This is a genomic window from Francisella sp. SYW-9 (genome assembly GCF_008711465.1).
In the GTDB taxonomy this organism is placed as follows: Bacteria; Pseudomonadota; Gammaproteobacteria; order Francisellales; family Francisellaceae; genus Francisella.
Window position 1 is genome coordinate 83,735 of sequence record NZ_VXKQ01000018.1, and the last position, 18,491, is coordinate 102,225.

Below are 18,491 nucleotides of genomic sequence, written 5' to 3' on the forward strand. Positions count from 1 at the left end.
CTAAATTAGTTGATACAGTATAATATTACCACAACTAATTTTCAAAGCATAAGATGTTCAATCAAGGTTGGTATAGAAAAGCTAAGCATATTGTGAGTAAAAACTTTAATCAAAGACCTAATAATATAGAAATTAGCTTGGTTGTGATTCATTGCATAAGTCTGCCTGAAGGAGAGTATCTAAACAGCAATGTTGAAAGTTTATTTATTAATAAGCTAGATTGTAACTTACATCAGAGCTTTGTTGATCTAGAGAGTGTTGAAGTTTCTGCACATTTTTATATCAAACGTACAGGAGAAATTATTCAGTTTGTTTCAGTTGATGATAGAGCGTGGCATGCTGGTGTAAGCAGCTTCCAAGGAAGGAAAGGTTGTAATGATTTCTCTATTGGAATAGAGCTGCAAGGTACAGATAAAACAGCTTATGAATCTGAACAATACAAAAGTTTAAATAAATTGTTAACAGATTTAAAAGATACTTATGTTGAAATAAATGCTGTTACAGGGCATCAAAATATAGCTCCTAGAAGAAAAACTGATCCTGGCGAGTATTTTGATTGGGATAAGGTAAACAATCTACAAGGAATAGATAAGTATCACTAAAATAAGTTTTTTTAAAGGTTTTAGAGTTACTCTCAAATTTATGCATTTTTGCTATCATATTTTTAACTACTTTTCAAATTAAATGATAATATTTATCCACATTTGTAGAATTAATGTTTTATGAATGTAAATTTGAATATTAATAAATACTAGTTTTAGGGGAGGTAAACCCTTTGTCATTTAAGAAAAGTTTTATAAAAACAGTTAAAGTATCATTTGGCAATATGATTGAGTGGTATGATTATTCGTTATATGGCTATTTTGCAATAATTATCTCACATCAGTTTTTCCCATCACAAAGTAGTTGGTTATCTTTATTGCTAACTTTCGGGACTTTTGCTGCAGGGTATATTGCAAGACCTTTAGGATCTATATTTTTTGGATACCTTGGTGATAGAAAAGGTCGTCATTTTGCTATGAATATAGCTATATTATTTATGGCGATACCAACTATAATAATGGCTTTTATACCTACTTATGCAAGCGTTGGTGTGATTGCACCTATAATTTTAGTTGTAATAAGAATATTTCAAGGTGTTTCAGCTGGAGGGCAGTTTGGTAATTTGATGGCTATTGCATCAGAAGATAGCCAGCTTAGATATACTGGATTTAACGTCTCAGTTGCATTTTCAACATCCATTCTTGGTTTTATTTTGGCATCAGCTGTTAGCTCATTAGCTGTAAATCTTTTTCCTACTGATTGGGGTAATTTGGTTTGGAGAATACCTTTTGCATTTGGTGCTATACTGCTTATAGCATTTTTATTTTTTAGAGAAAAAGATGAGAAGGAGACTTTTCTATCAGAATCAAGGTCTCCTGTCATTCAGCTAACAAAAACATATAAAAGACACTTAGTATCTGTTACAGCAATCGCAACAGTAGCACTTATGATTTACTATATAGATATAACATATATGACAACGTATATGGTTGATATATTAGGTATGCATTTATCTGTTGCTTTGACAGTTAATACTATTGCGATATTCTTTATGTTTTTATCGACACCGTTTTTTGGCTTTATATCAGATAAGATAGGTAGAAAAGAAGTACTTCTTTTTAGCTTTATAGTTTCATTAATATTATCACCAATATTGATATATTTATTAGATGCAGGACGCTTAGAGTTTTCAACCTTTATACTTATAGTTTTAGCTATTATGACAGGTATGATACAAGGAGCTGCAAATCCATGTTATACAGAGGTGTTTCCATCAAATGTACGAGCTTCCGGTGCATCTATCGTATATGGGCTTGGAGCATCAATTTCAGGTTTTGCTCCTTTACTTGCAACATTCATAACAGGAGTGATACCTCCAGTATTAGGTGTTTCTTTACTTATGTTTATATTATGTGGCATTGGTGTGATTATGACATTTATTATGCCTGTTAAGCAGATGGGTAGAAGAAGATTAAATGATCTTGAGCAGGTAATATATAGTAAAGAAAAAGGTGTTAAATATGGTGTATAAGTTATTTTATAGTCTACTATGTTTAAAAGTAGTATTTGTTAGATCTCGTCGTTAAGCCTAAATGGAGTAGCTTACTACTTTTTATATGGTTTTAGCTGTGGCTACATAATTAAATTAAAGCTAAAAGATTTTTTAATCAATTTCTGCCTTATCACCATAGTTTTCCAACCAGTCACGACGATCTTTAGACCTTTTTTTAGCTAAAAGTTTATCAAGCATTTCATTATCATCATAGATATCTGAGATAGTTAGCTGTAATAGTCTTCTAGATGAAACATCCATTGCTGATTCACGCAGCTGTATAGGATTCATCTCACCAAGACCTTTAAAGCGCATAATATTGATTTTGCCTGTTAGCTTGGAATTCTCTGCTAAAATAGCTTCTTTTTCAGCCTCGTCTAGAGCGTAAAAGGTGTTTTTACCGATATCAACTCTAAATAAAGGCGGTTGAGCTATATATATATGTCCATTTTCAATAAGCTTTTTAAAATGCTTTAGAAACATCGCGCATAGTAGAGTAGCAATATGTAAACCATCAGAGTCTGCATCAGCAAGAATACATATTTTATTATATCTAAGACTAGAGATGTCATCACTATCAGGATCAACACCTATTGCTGTTGCTATATTATGTACTTCTTGGGAATTCATGATCGTATCTGCATCAAGCTCCCAGCTATTTAGAATCTTACCTTTAAGAGGCATTACTGCTTGAAAGTTCTTATCGCGTGCTTGTTTTGCAGAACCTCCTGCAGAGTCTCCCTCAACAATGAAAAGCTCTGTTGAATTTACATCAGAACTAATACAGTCTGTTAGCTTCCCAGGTAGGCGAATAGAAGTATTCATTATGCGTTTACGCGCAGTTTTCTTATCTGCATTAACACGCTTTTGAGCAATCTTATTAATATTCTCTATTATTTGGCGAGCTTCTTCAGCATTTTGGTTAAGCCATATGGTTAGAAGATCTTTTACAGTTGTTGCAACAAATGCTGTTACATCTTTGTTGGAAAGTTTCTCTTTAGTTTGTCCGGCAAATTGAGGATTTGTTATTTTTAATGATATAACATAGTTTAATTGAGCAAATGAGTCATTTGCTGTAATTTTAATGTTTTTAAGCCCTAAAGAGTTTTTTTCCACATATGTTCTAATGGCATCATAAATACCATTTTTAAGACCTGCAACATGGGTGCCATCTTGAGGCGTTGGGATTAGATTTACATAGCTATTTTTTATAACTTCAGTAGGGGCTTCACACCAGCAGAATACAGAATCTAAAAATGACTCTCCATTTGAAAAATTATCTATCATAAAAGGCTTGTTCGGTAAGGTTTCAGATTCTAGCTTATGATCTAAATAACCTTTTAAACCATCTTCAAAATGCCATACTAATTTTTCTTTTTTTGCTTCATTAGAATATTTGATTGTAAGAGCTTTACAAAGGATAGCTTTTGCTTCTAATAAGTTCTTTAGAGATTTAAGATTTACCTTGATATCATCAAAATATTTTTTATCTGGCCAAAATCTAATTTTTGTCCCAGTATTTTTTTTACCAACTGTATCAATAACTTCTAAATCTTTAGTTTTAAAGCCGTCTTCAAACACTATGTGATAAAGTTTACCATCTCTTTTTATCTCAGCTTCAAGTCTAGTAGATAAAGCATTGACAACAGAAACACCTACACCATGAAGACCTCCAGAGTGGGTGTAGTTTTTGTTACTAAACTTACCACCAGAATGAAGCTTAGTCATAATAAGCTCGATACCTGACATTTTATGCTCAGGATGGATATCCACAGGCATTCCACGACCATTATCAGAGATTTCAATACTGTTATCTTGATAAAGAGAAATGTCTATTTTATTAGCAAAGCCTGCCAAGACTTCATCGACACTGTTATCCACTATTTCTTGGATAAGATGGTTTGGATTTTCGGTATTAGTATACATCCCTGGTCTTTTTTTGACAGGATCTAAACCGGTTAATACCTCGATTGATTTAGCATTATAGTTTTGCATTAATATTAATTAGATCGATAGATTATATTTATTAAGGAAATTTTATCACATAATTTACTTAATTCGTAAGCTTGGCAAAGTGTTAATAGCTATTTCCTTAAAAAGTAGCAGCTATATGGTAGAAATACTATTAATCCAATTAATGGTAAAAGTATGAATGCTAGAGATAGAGTGAACTCACTTCCTAAGTCAATTTGGCTCATAATAGCAGTTGTAATTGATGCAATTCCCATTTGCATAAATCCCATTATTGAGGAGGCTGCACCAGCTGTTGTAGTGAAATTTTCTAATGCTATTGGTGTAAGTAGTGGCACACTAAAAGATACACCAACAAAGGTTAAAGATAAGATAGCTGTAAGTGCTATAGATAGTTCCAGACCTGTTAACTTTTTAAATGCATAAACTAGTAATATCCCTGATATTAATGTACAAGCCATACCAAAATTAATAAGATGTTTATAGGCTATAACACGACTAAGTTTTGAGCAAATGATAGAACCTGAAACAACCGCAATAACCATTAAAGTGAGTAAGTATAGGAAATTTGACTTCTCTAGTTTTAAAATATTAACAAAAATATCAGGAGCAGTAACAAGACATGCATAGATAGTACTGATATTAAGACCTAATACAAAAGTGGCAAAGAAGAACTGATGATCTTTAAATAATGAGAAATAATTTTTAAAGAGAGATCTAATAGTTAATGCTTCATAATTTTTTTCTCTAATTGTTTCAGGGAAGAATAAGGCTACCTTTATAAAAAGTAAGCTAGCAGCAACGAGTAATACCCAAAATATTAGAGATGGGCTCAAAAATACGCCAAGTATAGCCCCAAAAGCAGGAGCTAGTGCAAAAGCTATATTCATAATAGCAAACACAGCTCCTTGTTCATTAATTTTAAAAGCATCTTTAACTGCGACTGTAGCAATAACTCCGCCAGCTGCTGCACCAAAACCTTGTAGAAGACGAGCATATATCAATGTGTCAATATGTTGACTAAATAAACATATTACTGAACTAACTATAAAAAAACATGACCCAATTAACATTATTGGCTTACGTCCAAATCTATCAGAAAATGGTCCATATAAAATTTGGCTGATTGAGTAGCCTAATAGGTATGAGGTTATTGTAAGTTGGACATGAGGATAATCAGTACCAAGAATTTTCTTTAGTTCAGGTAGGGCTGGGGCGTAGATAGTATCGCCAAATGGACCTAATGAAACCATTAGGATTAGAATAAAAATTGATGGTCTTATGCCTTTATACATTAGTAGATTTACCTTTGCTAAAGTCTCCTATTATTATATTAACTTTTAAGTCTTTTGTATCTACTTTTTTAGATTTTTTGTTTGTTTTGGCTACAGTTGCTGGTTTAATCGATGAATCAATATGCTTAATACTTTCACCTTTATCAACTCTGTAATCACCTAGAATACTATCATATATAACCTTATCACTATAAGCATCAACTAAGTAGGCTGTACCATCTTTAGCTTCAACAAGAATCCCTTGTTTCGTTGGTACTAATTGAGCAGAGATGCCAGTGCTTGGAAATAATGTTGGAGTAGATGTAAGCTTATATCTACCAAGGTATTCACCGTTTAGTGAGCTAAAGAAATGTAAATATCCTTGATAGTCAGCTACGACTATTAAGCCTTTATAATAAATAGGGCCAGTTATCTTACGCCACTTTAGAGTATCTTGAGTCCAGACCGTTTCACCATTTTGTATATTGTATGCTTTAAGCTCACTATCTGCTTGAGTCGTAAAAATAACATTATTATCAATAGCCATATTACTAATAATCGAAGCTTTCTTTGCCCATAGCATTTTACCAGTATCTTTATCTAGGGCTACGATAGCACCTTGAAATGCTGCGAAGATCAAATAGCGATGATATAGCATTGGATTTGCAGTTATATCAACCATTTTATCTGCTGGAGAGGATCCATGGGCAATTGCAATCGGGATATTGATAGTCTTATCACCATTTTCAACAGTAAAACCAAGAACTGTACCAAAAGCAGAGCCTATCATTACAGTATCATTTAATACTATAGGCGATGAGTTACCAGGCAGCGTTAATTCTGGGATATTGTTTGAAGCACTCCACTCTTTTGAACCATCTTTAGCATCAAAAGCAGCTACCGAGCCATCGTGTGTATGGGTGTAAATAGAGTTGTTATAGATAGTTGGTTGAGCAAATAAACTACTTGGAGTTTTACTTAACCATAAGGTTTTACCAGTCTTATTATCTAATGCTGTAAGTCTACCTTTCATCGAGCCAAAAATGACAGCATTTGCGATAGTGTTTGGTTCAGAAGTCAGGCTGGAATTTGTGTCTTTCTTCCATATTACGCCACCATCTTTCATTGATAAGGCATAAACCATGCCATTTTCATTAGGAACGAATGCAATATCATCTGAGTATGTAGGAGCTAGATTATAGTTGCCTAATCCGTTATCACCATTTCCCGTGCTTTTTTTCCACTTTACTTTTACATGAACCTGTTTAGGAGCCTTCTCCTTCAGTGGTGTTGGTGGGGGTACATTACTTTTTGAACAACTAGCTATTAAAAAAGATAATAGTAGGGGTAATGTTAAGAAATAAGATTTTTTCATTTTTAATTAATAATTATTTATTAGTTGAGTAATCACTTGTTTAAACTCGGTTGAGCTATCAGGATCTTGCAGCGCTTTATGCCAAGCATTGAGTGCTTTTGTTTTATCACTTTTCTGTTGATAAGATTCTCCTAGTAGCATAAGAGGGTAAGCTTTGTTTTCCAATGTCCTCAAACTATTTAAGGTTTTTATTGCTTGATCAGGTTGTTTCGCTGCAATATAAAGTCTAGCCAGTCTAGTTTTAGTAACATTAGTTAAACTATTATCAGGATTATCTTTGATGCTTTGTTGAAGTATATCTATTGCTTTTGGTAAATTCGCAATATTCATATTAAAATTACTAGTATTTAATTTTGTTGGAGTAATATATAGTTCTGCTAACTGCCAGCTAGCAAATATTCCAAAACTAGTACTTGGGTATTGTTTTACTACAGATGTAAATTTAGTTATTCTAGTAGCTGATGAAACATCAGAATTTTCACTAGCAATCAAGGCTTTTTGATATGCATTAGATGCTTCTAAGATCTTTTTATGATTATTTGAATTATAAAATTGAAATAGTATTACACATATAAGTGCTATGATAACTATCCCAGCTATTGTATATAGTGCTTGGTTTTGTTTTTTTGTTAAACCCTTAATACCCATAATTATGATTTATTTTTTCAATAAATTTTACAACATCTTAACATAAAAGTACTAAACGTTGTAAGTTTATTGATAATCCAAATATGTAAAAATAAGTAAAAGATTATTTTATTGAGCTTAGTCATGTATTTCCATATTTAGATTTAAGGCATTGTTAGTATATGTTATGTCATTTATAATAGTCTTATCTAAAATAGATAAATGACAATTGATGAATAGTAAACCTAAAATAATAGCTTTTAGTGTTGTGATATTTGCTTATTTTTTATTCTTGAACTATTGCCAGCCGATAGCTATGGATGATTATTGGAGAGCAATAAATGATACTTTAGTAAATCATAATCTTATAGCAATGCTAAAACAAGACTATTTTGGATGGACAGGCAGAATGTCTGCTCAATTACTAGTTTATTGTCTTTTTTCTAAAAAATATATTACTTTATCAGTAGCTGTTGTTAATATCTTAAATGCGTTGGCTTATTATTTGTTTATTTTGTTCTCTTTCAAAATAAGCACGGCAGGGAAGTATAAACTATATTCTAAAGCATTCTGCGTATACTTATTTTTATTTTTATTAATGTTCTCATTAACAGGTTTTATTGGACAGACTCTTTGGAAAACAGCCGCTATACAATACTTTTGGGGGATATGTCTAGTCACTATATTGTATTACCATATCTTTACTAAAAATAAGCAAATGGTTATAGCTCCAGTAGTAATAGGAATATTCATAGGACTATATAATGAACAGTTTGTTGGGGTGTTGCTTATTTTATGTCTTACATACTTTATTGATTCTATTCTTAATAGAAAGAAAATTAATAGATCTGTAATATATTTTGCATTAGCCTGCTTTGCCGGTGGTGTTGTACTAATATCTGCTCCTGGAAATTATGTAAGAATGGATGGGATGTCCGGAAGCCATACTCATTCAATATATCAAGCTATTATAAAGGTTATTGAAAGTGTTAGATATTCTGTATGGCCAAACACAGAAGTCATATTTATATTATTTGTTGCTTTTATTATATTTCTTTTTTTAAAAAAGCATACAGAAATAAAAACTAAATTTATATATAGTATTGCTCTTATATCAATAATTTTTGTTATGACTCCTGTTATATATAGCTATGGCCTTTTAATAAGGTTAATGCTTATCTATTATGTAATATTTTTTATCGCAACTATGCACCAGTTTTATATAAGTGATAATTTTTATGTAAAACAAGTTCGTAGTTTCTTGGAAAAGATCTATATCTTATTTTTAATTGGAGTGGTATATTTTGCTGGTACTTTAGCTGTGAACTACTATTATTTACATGAAGTTAGTCAAGAGCAAGATAAGATTATGATGTTAGCAGATAATAAAAAATTAGTTGTTGTACCTAAGTATCAAGTAGATCCTGGGCTTCAAAATAAATATGGAATAACAACTAGATCTTTGACATGTAATCCTTCTGATGTAAATAATCAAGCATTTGCTAAGTTTTATAATGTCAAACAAGTGATAGCAACTCCATGTGATAAGAAGGAAAATTAGCATAAAGCTTAAAAAGTTTACTTCTATTGAAAAAAATAGTTTAACAAGCTTGAGTGGCATATTGTCTGATATTGATTAATATTTATTTTAATTGTTGAAGGATCTTTGTATAAGTTGAGAATACATTATCTTATCGAGATATCAGATTACAATGTAATGTCTAATACTTTTGTGTTAAAATACTTATTTGTTTTTCTAAGTTAATTATTGTAATACACTTTTTATTTTAATATGGCATTAATATCTTTAGCAATTGATTATAAAAAATCCCCAATTGAGGCTCGTAGTGAGTTTGCTTTATCAGGGTTAGATGTGTCTATGCTGTATAGGACAATGCTTGCTATAGATAATGTCATCAATGCCGTTATTCTATCGACATGTAATCGTACAGAAATATATTTAGAAATATCTGATTTAAGAGTTGTTGATAATGTTTTAGCATGGTGGCAAGGCTATGTTAGAAACCCTGAGTATAAGATAAAAGACTATTTCAAACTAAGGCAAGGTACTGAGGTTATAATGCACCTTATGAAACTTGCATGTGGTTTAGAGTCTATGGTTTTAGGCGAGCCTCAAATATTAGGCCAAGTTAAGGACTCATATACTCTTAGTAAGAAAAATAATGCTTTAGGTAAGGAACTAGATAGAGTTTTTCAGAAGGTTTTTGCAACAGCAAAGAAAGTGCGTAGTGAGACTAGGATAGGACATTGTCCAGTTTCAGTTGCCTTTTCCGCAATTACTTTGGCTAAGAAACAGTTAGATAATATCTCAACTAAAAATGTACTTATTATTGGTGCTGGACAAACAGGAGAGTTATTGTTTAGACATGTTACAGCTCTTGCACCAAAGCAAATTATGTTAGCTAATAGGACTATCGAAAAAGCAGGAAAGATTACTTCTGCTTTTAGAAATGCTAGCTCTCACCCTTTGACAGAGTTACAGGAATTAGTTAAAAAAGCAGATATTATAATTACAGCTATTCATGCTGAAGGTTATATGATTTCTATAAATGATGTTGATAGCAAACCAAGGGTGTTTATCGATATATCTATACCACAAGCTTTAGATCCAAAGTTAGGTGAAATGGGCAAAAATGTCTATTACTGTGTTGATGATATTAATGCTGTAATAGCAGATAATAAAGATAAACGAAAGCATGAAAGCTCTAGAGCGCAGAAGATTATTGTTAAATCATTAGAAGAGTATTTAGAAAAAGAGAAGGCTATTATATCAAATACTGCGATTAAAGAGTTATTTGATAAGGCTGATGGTCTTGTTGATTTATCTTTGGAAAAAAGTTTAGCAAAAATTAGAAATGGTAAAGATGCCGAACAGATAATGAAAAGATTTGCCTATGAGATTAAAAAGAAAGTTTTACATTATCCTGTAATGGGTATGAAAGAAGCTTCTAAACAAGGTAGAAATGATTGCCTTGTGTGTATGAAACGTATGTTTGGTTTAAATGTGGAAAAGTAAATGAAAGATTCAATTAAAGCAAAGTTACAAAGTTTGATTGAAAGGCATGAGGAAGTAAGTGCCTTATTAAGTGATGCTGATATTATTTCGGATCAAAATAAGTTTAGAGATTTATCAAGAGAATATTCACAGCTTGAGCCAATAGTTAAGGCATTTAAAGATTATTCTCAAGCATTAGAAGATAAAGAAGCGGCTCAAGAGATGCTTAATGAAAAAGATGCTGAGTTAGTTGAAATGGCAAAAGAAGAACTTAAATTAGCAAATGAAACTATAGAAAGCCTTGAAGCAGAGCTACAGATTCTTCTTTTACCTCGTGATCCTAATGATGATGCAAATGTCTTTTTAGAGATTAGAGCCGGTACTGGTGGTGATGAGGCTTCAATATTCTCTGGTGATTTATTTAAGATGTATTCTAAGTATGCTGAGCAAAGAGGCTGGAAAGTTGAAGTGATTTCATCAAGTGAAGGTGAGCATGGTGGCTATAAAGAAATTATTACAAAGGTTAATGGCGAAGGAGCGTATTCACAGTTAAAGTTTGAGTCTGGAGCTCATAGGGTACAGCGTGTGCCAGCAACAGAATCTCAAGGTAGAGTACATACATCAGCTTGTACAGTTGCAGTCATGCCAGAGGTGGATGAGGTCGAGGGAATCGATATAAATCCAGCAGATCTAAAGGTTGATACTTTTAGAGCATCGGGCGCAGGAGGTCAACACGTAAACAAAACAGATTCAGCAATTAGAATTACGCATATTCCTACAGGCGTTGTAGTTGAGTGTCAAGATCAAAGATCTCAGCATAAGAACCGTGCTGCGGCAATGTCGATGTTAAAGTCAAGATTACTTCAAGCAGAGATAGATAAACAGCAAAAAGAGCAGTCAGATACACGTAAAAGCTTAGTTGGTAGTGGTGATAGATCTGAGAGAATTAGAACATATAACTACCCGCAAGGTAGAGTTACTGATCATCGTATAAACTTAACTCTTTATAAGCTTGATGAAGTGATGGAAGGTAGTTTAGATAGTGTTATTCAACCTTTAGTTTTAGAGTATCAAGCAGATCTTTTAGCAACAATGTCAGATGAGTAGCTATACAATTTCATCTTTTATTTCTCATATGCTTGAGAGTTACAAGCAGCAACGGTCTAAATCTGAATATTCTACAAATGAATTATCTATAATAAAAAGTGATATTCAAACTATTGTTTGTGATGTTTTAGATGTTGATAAAACTTATTTATATCTAAATTCGGATAAAGTTTTAGATAGTGCTGTTGTTGAAAGAATAAATACTAAAATTCATTGCTACTTTGATGGTGAGCCTTTAGCTTATATTTTGGGGTATAAATATTTTTGGGATCAAAAGCTTTTCGTAACACAAGATACTCTTATCCCGCGTGCAGATACTGAAACTTTAGTTGAAGCAGTTTTAGACGATATCTCTGATAAAAGTACTCAGTTAAATATACTAGATCTTGGAACAGGTACTGGAGCAATAGCTTTGGCGTTAGCATCTGAGTTACCAAATAGTCATGTTATCGCGGTTGATTTTTCTCATAAAGCTTTGAACGTAGCTAAGGAAAATGCCAAAGAGAATGAGGTATCTAATGTTGAGTTTATCCAAAGTGATTGGTATCAAGATTTAGATAACAAGAAGTTTGATATTATTGTTTCAAACCCTCCGTATATCGACTTTTGTGATGATGATATAACTCAAGAAGTAAAAAAGTATGAGCCTCAAAGTGCTTTATTTGCCAAAGATAATGGTTTATCTGATATTAAAGTTATAATTTCTCAGTCACATTTATATCTAAATAAAAATGCACGCATATATATCGAGCATGGATATACACAATCTAGATCTATCCAAAAGATATTGATTGATAGTGAATTTGATGACGTTATAACTATTAAGGACTTAAACAATAAAGACAGGTGTACTAAAGCTTTATTTTCTAAATAATAACATTTTATTTAGTCAAAATTATTAGTCTAGAATAGCAAGGTTCTCAAAAGATTAAGAGTTGTGTGATAGAATTTATATATACAAATATCAAATTTGTAAGGTTTGTGTATATGAAAAGTACAAAGAACAAGGGATTTACAATATTAGAAGTGTTGATATCATCAGCTCTAGCTATGTTCTTGTTTTTTGCAGTTTTTTACACTATAGGTAATATAATTTCAAAAGCAATTTTGATGGAAAAGAAAGTTGAGCTGGTTGATGAGCTAGATAATCGAGTTAACGATTTTATGTTGACTGGCACATTTGATGAGAGTTCTATAGGAAATATTACTTTTTCAAAATCTTCTAATCTTGGAGAAAGTATACAGGAGTTTATTGCTACCAACCCAGATACGGCATTAACTGTTATACAAAGAATCTATACAAGTAATCCAGTCGCTGATGCTATTAATGAGGAATTAGGAGCATATATGCAAAGAGCCAATGAAATATATATAAATGCTGGGGTTGAACAAATAGATGATCCGGCAGTACTTTCTGATATCAATACAGCTAGAGATAGTTTGCTATCAAATAGTACAGAAAAACATTCAAGTAGTACAGGAGTGTTATTGAATCTAAGTAACACTCAGATTAATACAACACAACCATTAGCTAATCCTCCATTTGATAGTAGTGGTCAATATGTTGTAATTGGTCCTAGTACTAATGCAGATATTACATCTTCAGGTGTGACTTGGCGCTGTACAGCTTATAATTTTGATACAGAGCTTTTACCCGGGTGGTGTAGTGTATAAAACATAACATAAGAGGTTGGTATGAAACTACAGCTTAGAGAAAATAGATCTAAAGGATTTACCTTAATTGGTCTTCTGATTTCTACAGCTATAGCAATGATGGTTGTTTCAGCTTTAATAGCCTCTTATATTGCAGTCAAAGATAAGTATAATTCGCATAAAAATAAAACAGATGCTGAGACTAAAGAATTATTGGTTAAAAATATTATTTATGATTTTGTAAAAGATGTTGGATTTGCATGTAAGTTTGGATCTCTAAATCAAGATTATTATGATAGTTCAGCTGATTCATTAGATAATTATTTTACAAATAGTTCAGCAATCATTGTAGGACAACTGCCATTTTCAAGTGGTTCAAGCTTTTCACAAGCATTAAAAGATGAGTGTAGTGGAGAATGTTTTCAAGAAAATACGGATTATATTATGGTTAAAAAAGAGGAGAGCCATACAGAGTTTAGTAGCATAAATGCGCTAGATGAAACGCTTTATGCTAAGTCAACTGATGGTATTGATGTGGGAGATTATCTATTTTTATGTAATAGAAATAGTATAAATTTAGTTAAGGTCGCTAGTATAAATACTAGTTCTAATGCTATTGGCTTAGCATTAGCACCTCAAGTCACAGAATATTATCCAGGAGATTATATTGGTAAGTACTCTCTAGAACTGCTCTATATAAGAGATACTGGTCAAAAAGATAAAAATGGTCAAGATATATACTCATTATATGTATATATAAAGGGAAGTTCATCAAATGGAATGTCTTATGAGCTAGTAAGAGGTATTAATAATTTACAGGTTGAATATGCGACTATAAGTAATGGAAGTGTTATATGGAGTAGTGTTTCTTCAGATACTGCTATAGATGCCAATACATATCCTGCGCTTAAAGTATCATTTGACGTAGATAGTAAAAGTTTTACTAAGGTGATTAATCTATAAGGTTGTTATATGAGGTTTAAAAATATAAAAGGGTCTTCATTATTAGCAGTAATCATATTTGCCTTTGTTATAATGGTTGTAATATCCGCTTTAGCATATAACTTTAATCTAAGCTCTCTATCTATAAAAACTCAAATACATGAAACCGAAAATATAAATGTTCATGAAGGTTTTTTTAAAAATGTTATAGGTTCTGATGTTTTATCTACAGATTTAGAGAATAACGTTGGGGATTTTAAATTTCTCACAAAGGTTAATAGTGTTACTCCTGGTTTTGACTTTAAAAATGCAAACATAACATTATATAGCTCAACTCCATATTTGATTAGTTATAATTTGACACATGATTCTTTTCATGAAGATACTCATAAATACACTCGAGATTTTATCTTTAATATTTTACCTAATATAACAATGACGCAATATGAAGAAACAATAATTCCGTTAAATCTTCCATATATAAATACTGATGCGATGAGTGAAGCTTTAAAAAACTATAAATTAGGGACATCACATGCCAATAAAATAGCTATATACGGAGGTTATATAGGCTTTATTGAGAAACCTTTATTTGATAGTGAGCCTGGTTCGGAGGTTGAGGTTGAGTGTAATATAAATGGAAATGGAAATGGAAATGGAAATGGAAATGGAAATGGAAATGGAAATGGAAATGGAAATGGAAATGGAAATGGAAATGGAAATGGAAATGGAAATTCTGATGAAGATGAGGAAAGTAGCTGCGAAGCAATGCATGAACATCATATACTTATATGTCATAATCCAGGCGAGCCTAGCGAAAAAACTATGAGTTTAGCAGGAGCAAGCTGGGGAGCTCATAAGGATCATGGTGATTATAGAGGCCCTTGTTATGATAATCCAAGTCAAACATTAGTTATCAATGCTTATGGTAATGACTTAGATATTGGCTTCCCGTTAATTCTATCTCTAAGCGATTACAGACTTAGTATAGGTTGGAGTCTTGTCAATGGAGAGTGGATCTTTCATATAGCAATATATGACTATGATAGAGTATATACATCATCGACAACTTTATCTAATCTTCAGACAAATCCATCACAAGCTAGAGTAGATTTATCTAATTGGGTAGAAGTTCAAGGTTTGGAATTTGCTGATGGTGATATTGTTTTAGCCAAATGGTATTATGATAGTGCGCAAGAGGAGCCAAAGTTGTTGATTTTGGAGAAGTTTCTTAGATCTGGGAATTATGACTTAGATGCGTATACTACGACACATGATAGTTCTACTAAAATCTACACAGCTGTTAAAACAGATATGTATACAGTAGGTAGTAGTGATTTTGATGGCTCAAATATTTATTTATCTATCCCTGATAGCTTGTTTACACTAAGTCCAGGAGCACCTTTAATTTTTGAGCATAGTAATATTTTAGACTTTAATTTAGGTGGTGGCTATCTTTTTGGTGATGGTACTGACTCAACTAAAGCTACTTTGGCTGCAGATGTAGTTGATGATCCTATTTTAGTAAAGAAAAATACAACGCAGTTTTATATTATGTATTTTAATAATGATAAAGTTTATATATATCTTTATAGTCATGGGATATCTGCACCAACATTGGTTTCATCTCAAACCTTTACTGGAGAAACTATACAGAAGCTTATTGTAAAATTTGGTACACTATTTATTGTTACAGATAAAAAAATATATGTTGAAGATATCTCAACAAGGGCTTTAATAAGTTCTGTGTCTACCTCCTCTGGTTCGAGCTTTCAAATAAATCGTGATGGTGATGGTAAGATCTATGCTCTGAAAGATGGATTGCAATGTAATATTGATGGTAACTGTAATAATGCGCAAAGGATATATCTAGATACAGGTTGCTCAGCATATACAGATGGTTGTCAAGAGATGGCGAAGTTAGATGGAATTGGTTCTCATCTTGATGTAGTATATAAAAGCTTTAAGCATTAAAAGTTCAAAAAAAAATAATATTAGTTATACTGATAATCTATAATATGTAAATATATAAAATTAGGCTATTTATTTTATGATTTTTTATAATTCCTTATCCGGGGAAAAAGAAGAGTTTAAGCCAATTGAGGCTAATAAGATTAAAATGTATGTTTGTGGCATCACTGTATATGATGATTGCCATATTGGCCATGCTCGTACGAATATAGCTTTTGATGTTATTAATAGATATTTTAAATATCGTGGTTTTGATATCAATTTTGTACGGAATATCACAGATATTGATGATAAAATCATCAAAAGAGCCAATGAAAATGGTGAATCTACTAGTCAGCTTGTAGAAAGAACAATCAAATCAATGCATGATGCTTTTGATAGATTAAATATTCTGCGTCCTACACAAGAACCTAGAGCTACAGAAACAATTTCTGAGATGATTGCTATGATTGAAGAGCTGGTTGCGAAAGGCTATGCATATCAAGGGTCAAATGGCGATGTTTTTTATCGTTTAACTAAATTTGCTGATTATGGTAAATTAAGTAAACAGAATCTTGAAGCATTACAACAAGGCTCAAGAGTTGATGTTGTCGATGAAAAAGAAAATCCAATGGATTTTGTACTTTGGAAAATGGCAAAACAAGGTGAACCTGCATGGGATTCTCCATGGGGAGCTGGTCGCCCTGGTTGGCATATTGAATGTTCAGCGATGTCAAAAAAGCTTCTAGGAGATACTTTTGATATTCATGCAGGAGGCTCTGATCTTAGGTTTCCTCATCATGAAAATGAAATAGCTCAATCTGAAGCTTGTAATAATTGTACATTTGCTAATTATTGGCTTCACTCAGGTATGGTGAAAGTTAATGCTGAAAAAATGTCTAAATCATTAAATAATTTCTTTACAATAAATGAAGTTTTAGAAGAGTATCATCCAGAGGTTGTTAGGTATTTCTTAGCTTCTACTTCTTATAGAAGTGAGATTAATTATTCAAAAGAGAATTTAGATAATGCAAGAGCATCTATTGAGAGGTTATTTAATGCTTTAAGAGATATTGAGCCTATTGAAGTAAACCTTCCAGATGATGCTAGCCATTATGAAGAGAAGTTTATTAAGGCTATGGACAATGATTTTAATACTCCAGAAGCATTAGCTGTTTTGTTTAGTTTAGCTAAAGAAATAAACACTCTAAAAACAACAAGCAAATATAAAGCTAGCGGGTATGCATATCTTTTGCGTAAGCTTTGTAATGTATTGGGTATATTATTTACAGATATAGAAGAATACTTTAAGCAAGATGATGGTGTCGATGTAAATGAAATCGAAAAATTAATCGTTGAAAGAGCTCAGGCGAAAAAAGATAAAAATTATGCTAGAGCTGATGAGATTAGAAATCAGCTTCAAGTAGAAGGAATAATACTAGAAGATAGTGCAACTGGTACTACATGGAAAAAAGGTTAATAAATGTATAGTCAAGAAAAACAACAAGATATTATAAACAATTTGCATACTATAAGAGATTTTATACGTTGGTCTATTTCTGAAATGTCGGTTAATCAGGCATATTTTGGTCATGGTTCAGATTCTATTTGGGATGAAGCTGTACATTTAGTACTTTCTGCAATTAATATGACTCATGATATAGATGGTAATATGGTAGCCTCAAGACTTCTTTTGGAAGAGAAAAAGACAATAATAGAATATGTTTATCAAAGAGCTTATGAACGTAAGCCTTTACCATATATTCTAAAAAAAGCATGGTTTGCTGGTATGGAGTTTGATATAGATGAGAGAGTGATTATACCTAGATCTCCTATTGCTGAACTTATACAAAATGATTTCTCTCCATGGGTTAATGATATTAATGATGTAAAAAATGTTTTAGATTTATGTACAGGAAGTGGTTGTATAGGTATTGCATCGGCGACTGTTTTTGAAGAAGCTGATATTGCTTTAGTAGATATTTCTGATGATGCTTTAGCTATAGCTAACCATAATATAAGAAAACATCAGCTTACAGATAGGGTACGCGCAGTTAAGTCTGATTTATTTAGTAATTTAAAGGGGCAGAAATTTGATGTTATTGTGTCTAATCCTCCTTATGTAGATAAAGAAGACTTAGATAGCATGCCTAAAGAGTATCACTATGAACCAAAATTAGCTCTTGAAGCAGGTGATGATGGTCTAGATCTTGCTAAAAAGATAATTTTAGAAGCAGATCAGTATATGACTGAAAATGGTGTGCTGATTGTAGAAGTTGGCAATAGCCAATATGCTTTAATGGAAATGTGTCCAGATGTTCCTTTTACATGGTTAAGTTTTAGTGAGGGAGGTGATGGAGTATTTTTATTAACTTATGAGGAGCTAGTAAAATATAAAGATCTATTTAAAGAGTATTTTGATAATCAAAATCACTTAAATAATAAAAGTTCTGTAGTTTAAATAGCTCTATAGGTATCGTA

Annotated in this window: 15 protein-coding genes; 11 read left to right on the forward strand and 4 right to left on the reverse strand. The window is 32.0% G+C overall.

From position 1 onward, the window contains the following. The first annotated feature begins 53 nt into the window (after positions 1 to 53). Together ampD and F3D62_RS09035 are read left to right on the forward strand one after the other, a co-directional pair. Positions 54 to 602: a 1,6-anhydro-N-acetylmuramyl-L-alanine amidase AmpD gene (ampD, locus tag F3D62_RS09030; RefSeq protein ID WP_150467925.1), complete on the forward strand. Its 549-nt coding sequence runs from the start codon at positions 54 to 56 to the stop codon at positions 600 to 602. Positions 603 to 775: 173 nt separating this feature from the next. After that, positions 776 to 2,074, forward strand: coding sequence for an MFS transporter (locus F3D62_RS09035; protein WP_150467926.1), 1,299 nt, complete (start codon positions 776 to 778; stop codon positions 2,072 to 2,074). 132 nt (positions 2,075 to 2,206) lie between these two features. Here the strand turns inward: F3D62_RS09035 and parE are convergent, their stop codons facing one another. From parE to F3D62_RS09055, 4 genes are all read right to left on the reverse strand, one after another. Next, positions 2,207 to 4,090: a DNA topoisomerase IV subunit B gene (gene parE, locus F3D62_RS09040; RefSeq protein ID WP_150467927.1), complete on the reverse strand. Its 1,884-nt coding sequence runs from the start codon at positions 4,088 to 4,090 to the stop codon at positions 2,207 to 2,209. Between the two features lie 89 nt (positions 4,091 to 4,179). Beyond that, positions 4,180 to 5,361, reverse strand: a complete 1,182-nt coding sequence (locus F3D62_RS09045; RefSeq protein ID WP_150467928.1) for a multidrug effflux MFS transporter — start codon at positions 5,359 to 5,361, stop codon at positions 4,180 to 4,182. Beyond that, positions 5,354 to 6,715 carry an outer membrane protein assembly factor BamB gene (bamB, locus tag F3D62_RS09050; RefSeq protein ID WP_150467929.1) on the reverse strand — a complete coding sequence of 454 codons (1,362 nt, stop codon included), beginning with the start codon at positions 6,713 to 6,715 and terminating at the stop codon, positions 5,354 to 5,356. Before bamB ends, F3D62_RS09045 begins: the two co-directional genes overlap by 8 nt. 6 nt (positions 6,716 to 6,721) lie before the next feature. Further along, a complete protein-coding gene (locus F3D62_RS09055) occupies positions 6,722 to 7,357 on the reverse strand; it encodes a YfgM family protein (protein ID WP_150467979.1) in 636 nt (211 codons plus the stop codon). 217 nt (positions 7,358 to 7,574) lie between these two features. Here F3D62_RS09055 and F3D62_RS09060 point away from each other — a divergent pair, with 217 nt between their 5' ends. From F3D62_RS09060 to prmB, 9 genes are all read left to right on the forward strand, one after another. Beyond that, positions 7,575 to 8,903 carry a DUF6056 family protein gene (locus F3D62_RS09060; RefSeq protein WP_150467930.1) on the forward strand — a complete coding sequence of 443 codons (1,329 nt, stop codon included), beginning with the start codon at positions 7,575 to 7,577 and terminating at the stop codon, positions 8,901 to 8,903. A gap of 231 nt (positions 8,904 to 9,134) precedes the next feature. Beyond that, complete coding sequence (locus F3D62_RS09065; protein WP_150467931.1) at positions 9,135 to 10,379, forward strand: glutamyl-tRNA reductase; 1,245 nt, start codon at positions 9,135 to 9,137, stop codon at positions 10,377 to 10,379. Beyond that, positions 10,380 to 11,465, forward strand: coding sequence for a peptide chain release factor 1 (gene prfA, locus F3D62_RS09070; RefSeq protein ID WP_150467932.1), 1,086 nt, complete (start codon positions 10,380 to 10,382; stop codon positions 11,463 to 11,465). Then, positions 11,458 to 12,339 (forward strand): peptide chain release factor N(5)-glutamine methyltransferase, encoded by an 882-nt coding sequence (gene prmC, locus F3D62_RS09075; protein WP_150467933.1) that lies wholly within the window; start codon positions 11,458 to 11,460, stop codon positions 12,337 to 12,339. Before prfA ends, prmC begins: the two co-directional genes overlap by 8 nt. A 113-nt stretch (positions 12,340 to 12,452) precedes the next feature. Next, positions 12,453 to 13,139 (forward strand): type II secretion system protein, encoded by a 687-nt coding sequence (locus tag F3D62_RS12760; protein ID WP_191092579.1) that lies wholly within the window; start codon positions 12,453 to 12,455, stop codon positions 13,137 to 13,139. Positions 13,140 to 13,160: 21 nt separating this feature from the next. Next, entirely contained in the window at positions 13,161 to 14,081 is a 921-nt protein-coding gene (locus F3D62_RS09090) for a PilW family protein (RefSeq protein ID WP_150467934.1), read from the forward strand. 9 nt (positions 14,082 to 14,090) lie between these two features. Further along, positions 14,091 to 16,034, forward strand: coding sequence for a hypothetical protein (locus F3D62_RS12765; RefSeq protein ID WP_191092580.1), 1,944 nt, complete (start codon positions 14,091 to 14,093; stop codon positions 16,032 to 16,034). Positions 16,035 to 16,110: 76 nt separating this feature from the next. After that, the gene (gene cysS / locus F3D62_RS09105) at positions 16,111 to 17,490 is read left to right on the forward strand and encodes a cysteine--tRNA ligase (protein WP_150467936.1); all 1,380 of its coding nucleotides are present in this window, start codon (positions 16,111 to 16,113) and stop codon (positions 17,488 to 17,490) included. 3 nt (positions 17,491 to 17,493) lie between these two features. After that, positions 17,494 to 18,471: a 50S ribosomal protein L3 N(5)-glutamine methyltransferase gene (gene prmB, locus F3D62_RS09110; RefSeq protein ID WP_150467937.1), complete on the forward strand. Its 978-nt coding sequence runs from the start codon at positions 17,494 to 17,496 to the stop codon at positions 18,469 to 18,471. Positions 18,472 to 18,491: the final 20 nt, after the last annotated feature.